This is a genomic window from Tenggerimyces flavus (assembly GCF_016907715.1).
Lineage (GTDB): Bacteria > Actinomycetota > Actinomycetes > Propionibacteriales > Actinopolymorphaceae > Tenggerimyces > Tenggerimyces flavus.
The window spans coordinates 2,569,900-2,584,348 of record NZ_JAFBCM010000001.1; the positions used below are offsets into that span (position 1 = coordinate 2,569,900).

A 14,449-nucleotide genomic window follows, 5' to 3' on the forward strand; every position below is an offset into this window, starting at 1 on the left:
CCGGGGGCCGAGGACGACCCGACCGGCCGAAGGCCGCCTATCTGGTCGCCGCAGGGTCACGCCGACCCCGCTGAGCACAGCGACCCGAAGCCGCCAGGTCGCTCTGCGACCGCACGCGTCGCGAGGGTCGCCGGGGGGATGGTGGCATGAGCCGCGTCGTCGTTGTGGGCAACGGGATGGTGGGTCAACGGTTCGTCGAGACGCTCAGAGCGCGCGACGTGGACGGGCGCTGGCAGATCACCGTGCTGGCCGAGGAGAATCGACCGGCGTACGACCGGGTCGGGCTGTCCGCGTTCTTCTCCGGCGCCACGCCGGAGGAGCTTTCGCTCGTACCAGAAGGGTTCTACGACCACGAGGGCGACGTCTGCCTGAAGCTCGGCGCGCAGGTGACCGAGGTCGACCGCGACCGCAAGGTCGTACGGACCGTCGACGGGGAGTACCCGTACGACGCGCTCGTGCTCGCCACGGGCTCCTACTCGTTCGTCCCGCCGGTGCCCGGCCACGACCTGCCGGGAACGTTCGTCTACCGCACGATCGACGACCTCGTCGCCCTCCGCGACTACGCCGCCGGACGCGGCGTCGGCGCGGTGGTAGGCGGGGGACTGCTCGGCCTCGAAGCAGCGAATGCCCTGCGCCTGTTGGGATTGCAGACCCACATTGTCGAGTTCGCGCCGAGGCTGATGCCGCAGCAGCTCGACGAGTCCGGCGCCGCGATGCTCAAGGTGCAGGTCGAGGCGCTGGGCCTCACCGTGCACACCGCCACCAAGACCGAACGGCTCGAACCCGGAGCCGACGGCGCCGTCAAGAGCATGGTGTTCGGTGACGGCCAGGAGCTCGGCGTCGATCTCGTGGTCTTCGCCGCGGGCGTACGTCCGCGCGACGAGCTCGCCCGCAAGGCCGGGTTGACGGTAGGCGAACGCGGCGGCATAGCAGTCGACGAGACCTGCCGCACAACCGACGCCGACGTCTACGCGATCGGCGAGTGCGCGCTGATGATCGACCGCGTGTACGGGCTCGTCCAACCGGGCTACGCGATGGCCGAGGTCGTGGCGCAGCAACTGCTCGACCAGCCAGCCACGTTCAAGGGCGCCGACCTGTCCACCAAGCTCAAGCTACTCGGCATCGACGTCGCTGTCTTCGGCGACGCACAGGGCGAGCTCGACGTGGTGTACGCCGATCCCGCGTACGGCGTCTACGCCAAGCTCGCCTTGACAGACGACGCGCAGACGCTGCTCGGCGGCATCCTGGTCGGCGACGCCTCGGCGTACGCGACCCTCCGCGCGAGTATCGGCGGACCGATCCCCGGCAAGCTCGCCGACTTCCTCGGCTCCGGGCAGGTCGAGGGCACGCTGCCAGGCACGGCCCAGGTCTGTTCGTGCAACGCTGTCACGAAGAACGACGTCTTCGAGGCCATCTCCGACGGCTGCAAGGACGTGCCAGGCATCAAGGCCTGCACCAAGGCCGGGACGACCTGCGGCTCGTGTGTCCCGCTGCTCAAGTCGCTGCTCGCCGAAGCAGGAGTCCAACAGGACAAGGCGATCTGCGAGCACTTCGCGTTCTCGCGGCAGGAGCTGTTCGACCTCATCCGCGTCCGCGGGATCACGACGTTCTCCCAGCTCGTCGCCGAGCACGGGCAGGGCCGCGGCTGCGACCTGTGCAAGCCGACCGTCGCCTCGATCCTCGCCAGCCTCGGCAACGGCCACGTGCTCGAAGGGGAGCAGGCAACGCTGCAGGACACCAACGACCACTTCCTCGCCAACCTGCAGCGCAACGGCACGTACTCGGTCGTCCCGCGCATCCCCGGCGGCGAGATCACGCCCGACAAGCTGATCGTGATCGGCGAGGTCGCCCGCGACTACGGCCTCTACACGAAGATCACCGGCGGGCAGCGGATCGACCTGCTCGGCGCGCGGGTCGACCAGCTGCCGGCGATCTGGCGGCGGCTCGTCGACGCGGGCTTCGAGTCCGGACACGCGTACGGCAAGGCGCTGCGCACGGTGAAGTCGTGCGTCGGAACGACCTGGTGCCGGTACGGCGTCCAGGACTCCGTCGGCCTCGCGATCGCGCTGGAGGAGCGCTACCGCGGCCTGCGCGCGCCGCACAAGATCAAGTGCGCCGTCTCCGGCTGCGCCCGCGAATGCGCCGAGGCGCGCAGCAAGGACTTCGGCGTCATCGCGACCGAGAACGGCTGGAATCTCTTCCTCGGCGGCAACGGCGGCTTCCGCCCACGGCACGCCGACCTGTTCGCGACCGACCTCGACACCGCGACGCTCGTTCGCTACATCGACCGCTTCCTGATGTTCTACATCCGCACCGCCGACCGGCTGCAGCGCACTGCGGCGTGGCTGGAGTCGCTCGACGGCGGGCTCGACTACCTGCGCGAGGTCATCGTCGACGACAGCCTCGGCCTCTGCGCGGACCTCGACGCGGCGATGGATCGCCATGTGGGCAGCTACGTCGACGAGTGGCGCGCGACGTTGGAGGACCCGGACAAGCTGCGCAGGTTCGTCTCGTTCGTCAACGCACCGGACGCGCCCGACCCGTCGATCGAGTTCGTCACCGAACGCGGACAACGCGTTCCGGCCCAACATCGCCAACCCGTCGTGGTAGCCGGGACCCGGCTGCCCGTTCGAGAGGTGGACCCATGACAGCGATCTGGACGCGGCAGTGGACGGAGGTGTGCCGCTTCGACGACCTGGAGCCCGAACGTGGCGTCGCGGCACTCGTGGGCGGCGACCAGGTCGCGGTGTTCCGTACGCACGACGGCGCGGTCTACGCGGTGAGCAACTACGACCCGTGCTCCGGCGCGTACGTGCTCTCCCGCGGCATCGTCGGCACCCGCGGCCACGCGCCGACGGTCGCGTCGCCGATGTTCAAGGACGTCTACGATTTGCGCACCGGCGAGTGTTTCGGCCAACCCAACGTGATGATTCGTACGTACGCGGTCTCCTGCACAGACGGCATCGTGCGGGTGGCCGCACGGGACCCGTCGTGACCTCGACTCCGGTGCCGGTCGGTCGTCCCGTGACCACGCGGTCGGGATCCGCTGAGGCGACCGCGCTGCGCCCGCTGTCTGGCTTCACGATCGGGGTGACCGCCGCGCGGCGTCGCGAGGAGCTGGTGGCGTTGCTGGAACGCCGAGGCGCCCGAGTCGTGGAGGCGCCGGCGATCCGGATCGTTCCGCTCGAGGACGACACCGAGCTGCTCGACGCGACCCGAGCCTGCCTCTTCGGCGGTGTCGACGTCGTCGTCGCGACGACCGGAATCGGCTTCCGTGGTTGGCTGGAGGCGGCCGAGAGCGCGGGGATCGCGGACCGGCTGCTGAGCGTCCTGTCGGAGGCGGAGCTGCTCGCGCGCGGGCCAAAGGCGCACGGCGCGATCCGCGCCGCGGGGCTGCAGGCGGCCTGGTCGCCGGAGTCGGAGTGCTCGGCGGAGGTGCTGGAATACCTGCTGAAGAAGGGCGTCGCTGGCCTGCGGATCGCCGTTCAGCTGCATGGCGAGCCGTTGCCCGACTTCGTCGCCGCGCTGACCGCCGCGGGGGCGTCGGTGATGGAGATTCCGGTCTACCGGTGGGTGCTGCCGGAGGATGTGACGCCGCTGAATCGCCTGGTGGAGTTGATCAAACTTCGGTACGTGGATGCGGTGACGTTCACCAGCGCGCCGGCTTCGGCGGCGCTGCTGGAGGTCGCGGGGTCCGAACGGGAGGCGGTCCTGGAGGCCCTGCGCAGTGATGTGATGGCGGCCTGCGTCGGTCCCGTCGCTGCCGGACCGCTGCGGCGGCTCGGCGTGCCGACAGTGGAGCCTGAGCGCGCGCGGCTCGGCGGCCTGGTGCGGTCGTTGGTGGATGAGCTGCCTCCCTTCCGTACGTTGACCGTTCTGGCCGCGGGGCATCAGCTCGAGATCAGAGGACACGCCGTTCTTATTGACGGCGATATGCGCATGTTGGCTCCGGCACCGATGACGTTGCTCCGGACGCTCGCACAGCAATCAGGACGGGTCATCTCGCGTGCCGACCTGCTGCGGGCCCTGCCGCGCAGCGCGGACGGGCACGCGGTCGAGATGGCCATCGCCCGGTTGCGCGCCGGACTCGGCGACTCTCGGATCATCCGGACGGTGACCAAGCGCGGCTACCGTCTCGCAACATCGGACCCGGAGGTGGACACATGAAATCGTCTGCACTGCTTGCTGGTCGGCTCTATGCCGGACTGCACGTGTTGGGGAGCGGACTGCCCGACGGGGTGGTGTTCGCGGCCGACACGACGTCGCCGGAGGTGTCGTCGATCGCGTCGCATCTCGCTGTCCGGTTGGCGATTCCGTTCCAGGTGGCGTTGTCGCCCGACGCAGTCGCGGCGGCCGTCGCGACCCTGCGGGCGAACGGTGCGCGCCGCGTGGCAATCGCCGCGTACGTCGAGCGCGGCACCTCGTACGACACGCTGCTCGCCGCTGGCGCCGACCACGTGACCGAGCCGTTCGGCACCCGGGCCGCCGCGGCCGCCTAGCTCGCCGCCGCCGTAGTAGTTGCGCGCACTACTACGTCGCTGTTAGCGTAGGCGCACGTGATCGAGGGATTGGTTGCGGTGGGGTTCTCCTCGCAGGAGGCCCGCGTCTATGTGGCGCTGCTACGACAGCCGTCGGCGACGGGGTACGAGATCGCCAAGCTGGCTGGGCTGCAGCGGGCGAACGTGTACCAGGTGCTCTCCGGCCTGACCGAGCGCGGCGTTGTCTCGCAGGTGAACGACACGCCCGCGCGGTTCGTCGCCCAGCCGCCGGCCGAGGTGCTCGGGCGGATCAAGCGCGACACCGTCAGCAGGTGCGAGGCGTTGACCGCCGAGCTCGCCGCGCTGGCAGCACCCGCCGAGCCGGCCGCGTTCTGGTCGCTCCGCGGTCGAGACGTCACGATCTCCCGCGCCGCATCCCTCGTGGCCGAAGCCACAACCCGAGTCGCCGTGTGTCTATGGTCGGATGACCTTGCCTGGTTGGGCGAACCCCTCCGCGCCGCCGCCCGAAGCGGCTGCGAGGTCGTGGTGAACGTGTTCGGCGACGCGCCCGTCGACTTCGGCGAGGTCTACCGGCACGAGCCGCCGGACCGTACGGTCGGCGGCCACCTGCTGACGCTGTCCGTCGACCACGAGACCGCGCTGATCGCCTCGCTCGACGAGCCCGCCGGTGCCGTCTACACCAAGCATCCGGCGCTGCTGCGCGTCGTCGACAAGCTCATCCGCGACGAGGCCTACCTCGCCGCGATCTACGCCGAGCTGCGACCGGAGTTGGAGGAAGCGTTCGGCCAGCACCTGGTGCGGTTGCGGTCGAAGCTGCTGCCGCCCGACCAGGCGTCGGCCTTGTTGTCCGTTGTCGGGTTCGGCGCTGACGACAGTGCTGTCAACGCGCTGTTGCCTATCGGTGAGGAGTGATTCGGATGGGTGCTGTGATCATCGTGGACGCGTTGTGGGGCGACTCGGGCAAGGGCAAGGTGTGCGCGCATCTGGCCCGGCGCGACAACGTACAGCTCGCCGTCCGCGCGGGCATCGGGACGAACGCCGGAGCCAGCGTGACGCTGGACGACGGCACGCACATTCGCGCGAGGCAGCTGCCGACCGGTTGGCTCAACCCGTCGACGAACGTCGCGGTCGGCCCCGGCGTGCTGATCGATCCGACGGTCTTCGCCGACGAGGTCGAACGTTTTGGCCTTGCTGGCAAGGTGTTCGCCGACGGGCGTAGCGGCATCATCGCGCCCGAGCACGTGACGCTCGACCGTACCGACCCGCACCTGGTGGAGACGGTCCGTACCACGGGCTCGGGAACGGGACCGGCCCGCGCCGACCTCGTTCTCCGCAAGGCCCAGCAGGCGAAGGACGTCCCCGCCCTCGGGGAGTACCTCACCGACGTGCCGCGGCTGGTCAACGAGACCGCCTCGACCGGAACGGTGCTGGTCGAGGGCTCGCAGGGCACGATGTTGTCGCTCTCGTTGAGCTCCGACTATCCGTTCACCACCTCCGGCAACTGCACCTCGGCCGCCGCGATGGACGACGTCGGCCTGTCCTGGCAACGCGTCGACGACGTGGTGATGGTCGTCAAGGCGCTGCCGACGCGCAGCGGCGCGGGACCGTTGCCGTTCGAGCTGTCGACGGACGAGGTCGCGGAGCGGGCCGTCGTCGAGTACGGCGTCGTCACCGGCCGGCAGCGCCGCAAGGCCGCGGGCATCGCGTGGGAGCTGCTCGAGTACGCGGCGATGCTGAACGGACCCACGCAGATCGCGCTGACCTTCTGCGACCACGTCGACCCCGCCGTTCGCGGAGTGCGCGCGTTCGACGAGATCTCCGAGCCCGTCCGGGAGCTGATCCGTCGAGTCGAGGAGGTCACCAAAGCGCCGGTCACGCTGCTCGACACCGGACCGCGGCTCGGCGATCTGATCGACGTTCCGGTATTGGCCCAAAGCTGACCCGACCTTCTGATAGGCGCGTCGTTGGCATACGGTGAGAGAGGAGCCGACTACGTCGCGAGATCTTGGGAGGGACCCTTCGTGGGTGGCGCTGGCGGTGTGGCGTGGACTTTTACCGATGACCGTGGGCGAACGGTGTCCTCGTCATCGCGGCCTGCGCGGGTGCTCGCGTACTCGCGGGTGGCTATGTCCCTTATGGACTTCGGCATCTCGAGTGCGGGCGTCTTCGGTTCGCAGCACGACGCCGATACCGGCGCTGGAGTTGGCAGCGGGCCGGTCTCGGTCGGCGCCGGCGGATCGGTGTCGTTGGACGCCGTTCGTTCGCTCGCCCCGGACCTGATCGTCAGCGTTCTGTATCGAGACGACGCGTTGTACGGAGTGCCGCCGGAGATCGCCGCGGAGTTCGAGGCGATGGCGCCGACGGTCGGCCTGCGCGTCGGCGCCGGCCGGACGTTGACCGAGCCGCTGTCGCGATTCGCCGATCTCGCCCTCGCGCTCGGTGCCCGGGCCGACTCGCCGGATCTGCAGCAAGGTCGTTCCTCGCTTGACGAAGCGGCACATTCGGTACGTCTCGCCCTGGAGGAACGCGCCGGCCTCCGCATCCTCGCGCTGTCGGCCGAACAGGAACGCGTGCATCTCGCGAACCCGCTGGGCTGGCCGGATCTGCGGTACTTCTCCGAGCTCGGGGTGGGCCTGCTGCGGTTGCCGGTCGCCGAGGACGCGTCCTGGCAGACCGTGCTGTGGGACGACGTCGCGGAGATCCCGGCCGACCTGGTCCTGGTCGACTCGCGTTCGGTGTCGTTGAGAATGGCGCAGCTCGCCGCCCACCCCGTCTGGGAGATCCTGCCCGCCGTACAGGCCGGGCAGGTGGGATCGTGGAATCCCGAAGCCCCGTTGAGCTATCAGGTGAGCGCGCGGATCGTGTCCGACCTCGCCATTCAGCTCGGCGGCACGACCCGCCTCACCTAAACGTTCCAGACGCCGGTGGTCGCGGCGTCGCGGGCGTAGTCGGCGAAGTCCTTCGGCGGCCGGCCCAGCACGCGCTGCACGCCGTCGGTGACGTGCTCGTTCCGGCCGTCCAGTACCTCGCCGAACAGGAACGCCAGGAACTCGACGATCTCCTTGGGCACCCCCACCGCCGACAGCCCGGCGACGAACTCCTCCGTGCTCACCTCGCGGTACTCGACCTGCCGCCCGGCGGCCTTCGCGATCTCCGCCACCGCTTCGGCGAACGTCAGCAGCCGAGGCCCGGTCAGCTCGTACAACTGCCCCACGTGACCCGGCTCGGTCAGCGCCGCCACCACGACGTCCGCGATGTCGTCGACGTCGACGAACGGCTCGCCGACCTCGCCCGCCGGCAGTGCGACCTCGCCTGCCAGGACGTAGTCCACGAACATGCCCTCGCTGAAGTTCTGCGCGAACCAGCCGCACCGCACCATCGTCCAGTCCGCGCCCGACGCCTCGAGGATCTCCTCGCTCTTCCGCGCCTCTGGCTCGCCGCGACCCGACAGCAGCACCAACCGTCGGACGCCGTGCTCCAGCGCCACGTCGACAAATCGGCGGATCGCGTCCGCGGCGCCCTCGATCGCGATGTCCGGGTAGTACGTCACGTACGCGGCCGACACCCCGGTCAGGGCCGGACCCCAGGTCGACTGGTCATCCCAGTCGAACGGCGGCTCGCCCGTCCGCGAGCCGATCCGTACCGCACGGCCCAGGGACTTCAGCCGGGTCGCCACGCGATGCCCGGTCTTGCCTCGGCCGCCTACCAGCAGAACAGGAAGTTCGTTCGTCATGTCCTCTAGTCAAGGGCACCCAAGCGAGACGAACCATGGCTCAAAGGCTCGCCCGCATATGCAAGCGTCTACACTGCTCGGCATGGATGCGTTGACGGGGCTGCTGGACGGACCGAGGGCGAAAGGGGCGTTTCTGCTCCGCGCGATGCTCGACCCGCCGTGGTCGGTCCGCATCCAGGACAAGGCTCCGCTCAGCGTGATGGTGCTCGTGCGCGGCGACGCCTGCGTGGTGCCCGACGGCGGTGAGCCGATCCTCGTCCGCGCGGGGGACATCGTGATCGCCAGCGGGCCGGAGCCGTACACCGTTGCCGACGCGCCGGACACCGAGCCGCAGGCCGTCATTCATCCGGGCCAGCGCTGCTCGACGCCTGACGGGTTCGACCTCGAGCAGGCGATGGACCTCGGCGTACGGACGTGGGGCAACAGTCCCGACGGCGGCACGATGATGCTGATCGGCACGTACCAACTCGAGGGCGAGCTCAGCCAGCGCCTCCTCAACGCCCTGCCGCCGATGCTCACGATGCCGGGCGACGCTTGGGACAACGCGCTGATTTCCCTGCTGGAGTTGGAGATTGCCAAGGACGAGCCCGGCCAGGCCGTGATCCTCGACCGGCTGCTCGACCTGCTGGTGATCTCCGTGCTGCGCGCGTGGCTGTCCCGTCCGGAGGCCGAGGCGCCGGCCTGGTACCGGGCGCAGAGCGACTCGATCGTCGGGCGCGCGCTCCGCATGCTGCACAACAACCCCGCCCATCCGTGGACGGTCGCGAGTCTCGCCACGGAGCTCGGCATCTCGCGGGCGGCCTTCGCGCGCCGGTTCACCGAGCTGGTCGGCGAGCCGCCGATGACGTTCCTCACCGGCTGGCGGCTGGCGCTCGCGGCCGACCTGCTGCGGGAGCCGGACGCGACGATCGGGTCGGTGGCGCGGAAGGTCGGGTACGGCAGCGGGTTCGCGCTGAGCACGGCGTTCAAACGGGTCCGCGGGCTCAGTCCGCAACAGTTCCGAGTTGCTGCCTCTTAGACCTCACGAAACTTCTCCGGCCAGCGTCTGCAGGGTGTGAGAGTGAAGCCGTTCGAACAGGTGGTACGCGACCACGGCACGGTGGTGCTGCGGGTGTGTCGCGCCCTCTTGAGCCCGGCGGATGCTGACGACGCGTGGTCCGAGACGTTCCTCTCCGCGATGCAGGCCTATCCGGACCTGGATCCCGGAGCGAACGTCCGCGCCTGGCTGGTCACGATCGCCCATCGCAAGGCGATCGACAGGTTCCGAGCTCATGCTCGGGCACCACTGCCAGTCGAGTCGTTGCCAGAACGCCAGTCCTCATTGGGGAATCCCTCCGAGCCGGACGACGAGCTGTGGGCGGCGGTACGTTCGCTGCCCGACAAGCAGCGCGCCTCGGTCGCGTACCACTACCTGGCCGACCTGCCCTATCGCGAGGTCGGCCGACTCCTGGGCATCAGCGAAGCAGCCGCGCGGCGCAACGCCGCGGACGGCGTCGCGGCCCTCCGCAAGACGTATCAGGGAGCAATGTCATGAGTATCGAAGAGATGTTGGCGGGATCAGCCTGTCAAGATGAGCTTGACAAGGTCACGCAGCTGCAGGATCTCCTTGCTGTCAAGGCTGAGGACGTGGGTGCGCTCGATGTCGCGTACCGGACTGTCGCCAGCCCGGTCGGTGACCTGCTGCTCGCGGCGACCGACCGCGGTGTGGTGCGGGTCGCGTTCCTCCACGATGACGAAGATGCCGTCCTGCAAGGGCTTTCGGACCAGCTGAGCCCGCGGATCCTGCGCGCGCCTCGTCGCCTCGACTGGGTCGCGATCGAGCTGGACGAGTACTTCGCCGGCACCCGGCACAGCTTCTCGACGCCGGTGGACCTCGCGCTGGCTCGCGGGTTCCGGCGTGCTGTCCTGGACCACCTGCCGGAGATCGCGTACGGAACGACGGCGAGCTACGCGCGCGTCGCCGAGCTGGCCGGGTCCCCGAAGGCGTTCCGGGCCGTGGGAACGGCGTGCGCGCTGAACCCGGTGCCGATCGTGATCCCGTGCCACCGCGTGGTGAAGAGCGACGGCAGCATGGGCCTGTACGCGGGCGGTGTCGCTGCCAAGAAGGTCCTGCTCGGCTTGGAGGCGGCATGACGTCCTACGCGGCTCGGCCGAGGAACGCGAGCCAGCGGGACTGCTCGTCGTGGTGGCTGGGCGTGCGTTCCGGGCCGAAGAAGGCGGGCGCGCGCACGATGTTCTCGCGCGCCCAAGCGAGCGAGCCGGGGATCAGCTCCTCGTCGAGCTTGATGCCCAGACCGAGCGCGTGCTCGATGTCCCAGGTGTGGGCGAGGTGGTCGGTCACCAGCACGGTGACCATCGCCTCGACCGTCGTCTCGCCGAGGTTGGACAGCGTCAACTCCCGCCGTAGCGAGTCCGCGTTCAGCGTCTCCCACGCCGCGGCCCTGGCCTCCCGCCAAGTGGCCAGCGGGTCGGCGCCGGCCAACGCGCCGGGGTGCGGCGCGCCGGGAGCGCCGGCTTGGTCCTCGTTCACCTGTCCCGTTGCCCAGGCCTGGAGCTGACGCTGGCCCCAGGTGACGTGACCGGCGACGTCTCGCACCGACCACGCCTCGCACCGCGACGGCTCGTCCCAGCAGTCACCGGGCACGGCGGCCAGGACGGCATCGAAGCCAGCCTGCGCGCGGCGGTACTCCTCCAACAGCTCCATGTTCGTCTCCCATCGTTTGAAGGGGAGACGATCGGCGAGGAGCCGGATCGGACAGCTACTGGCCGAGTAGGTGCGGGAACCACAGCCTCGCGACGGCGTCCCGCGCGACGAGGAAGCCGGCGATGGCGAGGATCCAGCCGGTCGCGCTGGCGCCCTTCTCGACGACCCAGCGGTTCATCCGTTCCAGCAGGGGCTCGATCTTGGTGCGGGCGGTGAGGCGCAGGGTGAGCAGGACGAGGGCGGGAACGACCATCACGAGGCAGTAGCCGGCCAGGACGACCGCGATCGTGCCGGTCGCGAGGCCGTTCGTGGTCATCAGGCCGATCGCGCCGAGGTACGGCAGCATCGTCGCGACCTCGGCCAGCGCGGCGAGGAGGGCGAGGCCCATCAGCCAGCCCACCGACGTTCCTTCCGAGGTCGCCCGGTCGCGCCAGGCCGTGATGCGCCCGGACTTCTTGGCCCGCTTGGGATCGAACCGGAAGCTCAGCACGAACAGGCCGACGCCGAGCACGAGTTGGATCCAGAGTCCGATGCGCGGGTCGATGCTGTCGCCGACCCGGTCGGCCAGCGCGCCGACGCCGAACGCGATCACCAGGCCGGCGGCGAAGTAGAACGCGGCGATCGTGGCGAGGTAGAGCACGATGCGCGCGACCCGTACGCGGCCGGGCGCGAGCAGCAACCAGACCGGGATGAACAGCGTGCCGATGCTCGTACTGTCGATCAGCGCCAAACCGGCGAGTGTCAGGATCAATCCGGTGGTCAAGGTTTTCCCCCGTCAGGTAAGAAGATTCGGTCGAGATACTCGCGGAGCAGGTCGCGCGCGTCGGCTTGGGTGACGAGCTCCGGCTCGAGCGCGCGCTGCACCGCGAGCCCGTCCGCGAACGCTTGTAGGGCGAGCGCGGCGCGTTTCGTGTCGAGGTCCGGCGGGACTCGGCGAAGGTCCTTCGCGAGCTCGAACGCGTACTGGCAGCGGAGCCTGATCTCCTTGGCGCCGGCCACGTGGCGTTCGCGCAGACCTGGGTGGTGGGCGGCGCGGGCGAGGAACGCCAGCCAGATCCGGCCCTCGCCCTCTCGTTCGGACTCGTCGCCGCTGGCGAGCACGGCCATGCCCGCGTGCAGCCGGTCCGCGACATCGTCGTTGGCGGCCTGGACCGCAGCCGTGACCCTGGCCTGAACGAGCTCGCCGAGGTGGTCGATCGCGAACAGCAGCAGCTCGTCCTTGCTGCGGAAGTACGTCTGCACCAGCCCCGTCGTCGCCCCGAGCTCGCGGGCGATCCGCGGGATGCTCGCGGCGTCGAGGCCTTCCTGCTCGACGACGCTCAGCAGCGCCTCGGCGACCTGCTTGCGGCGCTGTTCGGGATCGGCGTGGCGAGGCATGCTCGTAAGATTAAGATCATAATCTTACGTCGGTCAAACTGGCTTGCACGGGACGAGGTGGGCCGGAACACTGGCGCGGGATGGCAGACAACGAGCACTTCGACGGCCGGGCAGGGATCGACGCGGACCTGGTGAAGCGCCTGGTCAGGGCCCAGTTCCCACAGTGGGCGGACCTCCCGGTCACGCCGGTGAAGATCGACGGCTGGGACAACCGGACGTACCGGCTCGGCGACGCGATGACCGCGCGCCTGCCCACGGCCGCTTCGTACGCGCCGGCCGTGGAGAAGGAGGACCGGTGGCTGCCGATCCTCGCTCCGTCGCTGCCCGTTCCGGTGCCCGTGCCGCTCGGACTGGGGCAGCCGGGGGAGGGCTACCCGTTCCACTGGTCGATCCGCGGCTGGCTGGACGGCGAGAGCTCGAAGATGGCGCGCATCGCCTCCGACGCCGACTTCGCGGTGGCGATCGCGTCGTTCATCCTGGCGTTGCAGGGATGCGACACGACCGACGGGCCGGTCGCGGGCGCGCACAGCTTCTATCGCGGGACCTCACCGTCGTACTACGACGACGAGACGCGGCGGGCGTTGGCGGCGCTCGAGGGCCGGATCGACACAGCGACCGCGGCGGCTGTGTGGGACGCCGCGCTGGAGGCGAAGTGGGACGGGCCGCCGACGTGGTTCCACGGCGACATCTCGCACGGCAACCTGCTCGTTCGAGACGGCCTGCTCTCGGCGGTGATCGACTTCGGCACGTCCGGCGTCGGGGATCCCTCGTGTGAGCTGGTGATCGGGCTGACCACGTTCCGTGGCCCCGCGCAGGACGCGTTCCGGGAGACCGTGGCCCACGACGCCGGCATGTGGGCGCGGGCTCGGGGTTGGGCGCTGTGGAAGGCGTTGATCGGCCTCGCGGCGTTCGACCATAACCAGCAGGCCGCCTCGATCAACCACTCGGTCGTGGACGCGGTGCTCGCCGACCACGCGCGCTTCGGCTAGGCCGCCTTCTTCCGGGTCCGGTACGCCTCCTCGGCGCGGACGAGAAAGATCAACAGGCGTACGCCTTTGAGGTCCGTACGCTCCGCCGTCTCCTGCTTCGGGCCACCGGGATTGGCGAACACCCGGGCGCCGGATCGTTCGGAGACGGTCCACTTCGTACCCTGTCGCCGTACGACGAACCGCCCGTCACTCGTGGTCAGCCAACCGGCCCCACCCTTGCGGAGCACCACGCTGTCTCGCCCCATCGCCGGGCTCCTTCCTGCCTTGCGTCCACTGCTGGAAAGCCTGGCAGGACGGTGTGACTGGGAGGTTTCGCCACATCACCGTTCCGTAAGATCTGCCCTGGAACACCGGCCTCACCGGCGCGGTTGTGCTGGATGCCGAACCATTGGAGGGCATCACATGTCTTTGTTCCGCAGGAAGGTCGAGCTCCCCACCCGGGAGGCCGCGCTGCCGGGCCGCAGCGTCCGGCCGTTCGACGTCCCCGCCCGCCACACCACGCTCGGCACGCCGCTCGAGGGGGCGGTGCCGGAGGGGTACGAGGTCGCGGTGTTTGGCCTCGGGTGCTTCTAGGGTGCGGAGAAGCTGTTCTGGCAGATGCCGGGGGTCTGGTCGACGTCGGTCGGTTACGCGGGCGGCTACACACCGCACCCCTCGTACGAAGAGGTCTGCTCCGGGCGGACCGGCCACACCGAGGTCGTGCGGGTCGTCTTCGATCCCGCTCTTGTGTCGTACCGGGACCTGCTCCGGGTGTTCTGGGAGGCGCACGACCCGACCCAGGGGTACCGGCAGGGGAACGACGTCGGGACGCAGTATCGCTCGGTGATCTACGTGACGTCCGGCGCACAGCGTGCCGAGGCCGAAGAGACGCGCTCCTCGTACGCGCCGCGGTTGAAGGAGGCGGGCTTCGGGGACGTGACGACGGAGATCGAGCCGTTGGACACGTACTTCTACGCCGAGGACTATCACCAGCAGTACTTGGACAAGAACCCGTTCGGCTACTGCCCGATCCACGCCACGGGCGTGGCTTGCGGCTAGGTCGTGTCGAGCGCCAGGCGATCTTTGGCAGACACGGCCTGGCCTCGTTCTTTCGTCCGGCGGTGGGTTCGACCGGTGCCCCGCCCTTGGCCAATGATCATGTTTACAT

Annotated in this window: 18 protein-coding genes; 13 read left to right on the forward strand and 5 right to left on the reverse strand. The window is 69.5% G+C overall.

What is annotated here, in order from left to right; translation table 11 throughout:
- Positions 1-146 precede the first annotated feature (146 nt).
- From nirB to JOD67_RS12020, 7 genes are all read left to right on the forward strand, one after another.
- Positions 147-2,648 (forward strand): nitrite reductase large subunit NirB, encoded by a 2,502-nt coding sequence (gene nirB / locus JOD67_RS11990; protein WP_205117519.1) that lies wholly within the window; start codon positions 147-149, stop codon positions 2,646-2,648.
- On the forward strand, positions 2,645-2,995 hold the full coding sequence (gene nirD, locus JOD67_RS11995; RefSeq protein ID WP_205117520.1) for a nitrite reductase small subunit NirD: 351 nt from the start codon (positions 2,645-2,647) through the stop codon (positions 2,993-2,995). The genes nirB and nirD overlap by 4 nt, the downstream gene beginning before the upstream one ends.
- On the forward strand, positions 2,992-4,167 hold the full coding sequence (locus JOD67_RS12000; protein WP_307782366.1) for a uroporphyrinogen-III synthase: 1,176 nt from the start codon (positions 2,992-2,994) through the stop codon (positions 4,165-4,167). The genes nirD and JOD67_RS12000 overlap by 4 nt, the downstream gene beginning before the upstream one ends.
- A complete protein-coding gene (locus JOD67_RS12005; RefSeq protein ID WP_205117521.1) occupies positions 4,164-4,499 on the forward strand; it encodes a hypothetical protein in 336 nt (111 codons plus the stop codon). The genes JOD67_RS12000 and JOD67_RS12005 overlap by 4 nt, the downstream gene beginning before the upstream one ends.
- 57 nt (positions 4,500-4,556) lie before the next feature.
- Positions 4,557-5,411 (forward strand): TrmB family transcriptional regulator, encoded by an 855-nt coding sequence (locus JOD67_RS12010; RefSeq protein WP_205117522.1) that lies wholly within the window; start codon positions 4,557-4,559, stop codon positions 5,409-5,411.
- 5 nt (positions 5,412-5,416) lie between these two features.
- Positions 5,417-6,439 carry an adenylosuccinate synthetase gene (locus JOD67_RS12015; RefSeq protein ID WP_205117523.1) on the forward strand — a complete coding sequence of 341 codons (1,023 nt, stop codon included), beginning with the start codon at positions 5,417-5,419 and terminating at the stop codon, positions 6,437-6,439.
- Positions 6,440-6,574: 135 nt separating this feature from the next.
- Complete coding sequence (locus JOD67_RS12020; RefSeq protein WP_205117524.1) at positions 6,575-7,408, forward strand: ABC transporter substrate-binding protein; 834 nt, start codon at positions 6,575-6,577, stop codon at positions 7,406-7,408.
- On the opposite strand, the gene JOD67_RS12025 is transcribed toward JOD67_RS12020, so the two are convergent.
- Positions 7,405-8,232: an NAD(P)H-binding protein gene (locus JOD67_RS12025; protein ID WP_205117525.1), complete on the reverse strand. Its 828-nt coding sequence runs from the start codon at positions 8,230-8,232 to the stop codon at positions 7,405-7,407. The two genes, JOD67_RS12020 and JOD67_RS12025, sit on opposite strands and share 4 nt — an antisense overlap.
- 82 nt (positions 8,233-8,314) lie before the next feature.
- Between JOD67_RS12025 and JOD67_RS12030 the strand changes: the two genes are divergently transcribed.
- The 3 genes from JOD67_RS12030 to JOD67_RS12040 are packed head-to-tail and all read left to right on the forward strand — an operon-like array spanning position 8,315 to position 10,365.
- Positions 8,315-9,250, forward strand: a complete 936-nt coding sequence (locus JOD67_RS12030; RefSeq protein ID WP_205117526.1) for an AraC family transcriptional regulator — start codon at positions 8,315-8,317, stop codon at positions 9,248-9,250.
- Between the two features lie 42 nt (positions 9,251-9,292).
- Positions 9,293-9,766 (forward strand): RNA polymerase sigma factor, encoded by a 474-nt coding sequence (locus tag JOD67_RS12035; protein WP_307782367.1) that lies wholly within the window; start codon positions 9,293-9,295, stop codon positions 9,764-9,766.
- Entirely contained in the window at positions 9,763-10,365 is a 603-nt protein-coding gene (locus tag JOD67_RS12040) for a methylated-DNA--[protein]-cysteine S-methyltransferase (RefSeq protein ID WP_239553815.1), read from the forward strand. Before JOD67_RS12035 ends, JOD67_RS12040 begins: the two co-directional genes overlap by 4 nt.
- Positions 10,366-10,369: 4 nt before the next feature.
- Here JOD67_RS12040 and JOD67_RS12045 read toward each other — a convergent pair whose 3' ends face one another.
- From JOD67_RS12045 to JOD67_RS12055, 3 genes are read right to left on the reverse strand one after another with little or no spacing between them, the layout of a single operon-like run.
- Positions 10,370-10,936: a maleylpyruvate isomerase family mycothiol-dependent enzyme gene (locus tag JOD67_RS12045; protein WP_205117528.1), complete on the reverse strand. Its 567-nt coding sequence runs from the start codon at positions 10,934-10,936 to the stop codon at positions 10,370-10,372.
- A 55-nt stretch (positions 10,937-10,991) separates the two neighbouring features.
- Positions 10,992-11,699, reverse strand: coding sequence for a GAP family protein (locus tag JOD67_RS12050; protein WP_205117529.1), 708 nt, complete (start codon positions 11,697-11,699; stop codon positions 10,992-10,994).
- Positions 11,696-12,313 carry a TetR family transcriptional regulator C-terminal domain-containing protein gene (locus JOD67_RS12055; RefSeq protein WP_205117530.1) on the reverse strand — a complete coding sequence of 206 codons (618 nt, stop codon included), beginning with the start codon at positions 12,311-12,313 and terminating at the stop codon, positions 11,696-11,698. The genes JOD67_RS12050 and JOD67_RS12055 overlap by 4 nt, the downstream gene beginning before the upstream one ends.
- Before the next feature lie 80 nt (positions 12,314-12,393).
- Between JOD67_RS12055 and JOD67_RS12060 the strand changes: the two genes are divergently transcribed.
- A complete protein-coding gene (locus tag JOD67_RS12060) occupies positions 12,394-13,302 on the forward strand; it encodes an aminoglycoside phosphotransferase family protein (protein ID WP_205117531.1) in 909 nt (302 codons plus the stop codon).
- Here the strand turns inward: JOD67_RS12060 and JOD67_RS12065 are convergent.
- A complete protein-coding gene (locus tag JOD67_RS12065; protein WP_205117532.1) occupies positions 13,299-13,547 on the reverse strand; it encodes a hypothetical protein in 249 nt (82 codons plus the stop codon). The two genes, JOD67_RS12060 and JOD67_RS12065, sit on opposite strands and share 4 nt — an antisense overlap.
- A gap of 157 nt (positions 13,548-13,704) precedes the next feature.
- On the opposite strand from JOD67_RS12065, the gene JOD67_RS41865 reads away from it, so the two are divergent.
- Both JOD67_RS41865 and msrA read left to right on the forward strand, forming a co-directional pair.
- Positions 13,705-13,875, forward strand: a complete 171-nt coding sequence (locus JOD67_RS41865; protein WP_307782368.1) for a hypothetical protein — start codon at positions 13,705-13,707, stop codon at positions 13,873-13,875.
- Between the two features lie 12 nt (positions 13,876-13,887).
- Positions 13,888-14,340 carry a peptide-methionine (S)-S-oxide reductase MsrA gene (gene msrA / locus JOD67_RS12070; protein ID WP_307782737.1) on the forward strand — a complete coding sequence of 151 codons (453 nt, stop codon included), beginning with the start codon at positions 13,888-13,890 and terminating at the stop codon, positions 14,338-14,340.
- The last annotated feature ends 109 nt before the right edge of the window (positions 14,341-14,449 follow it).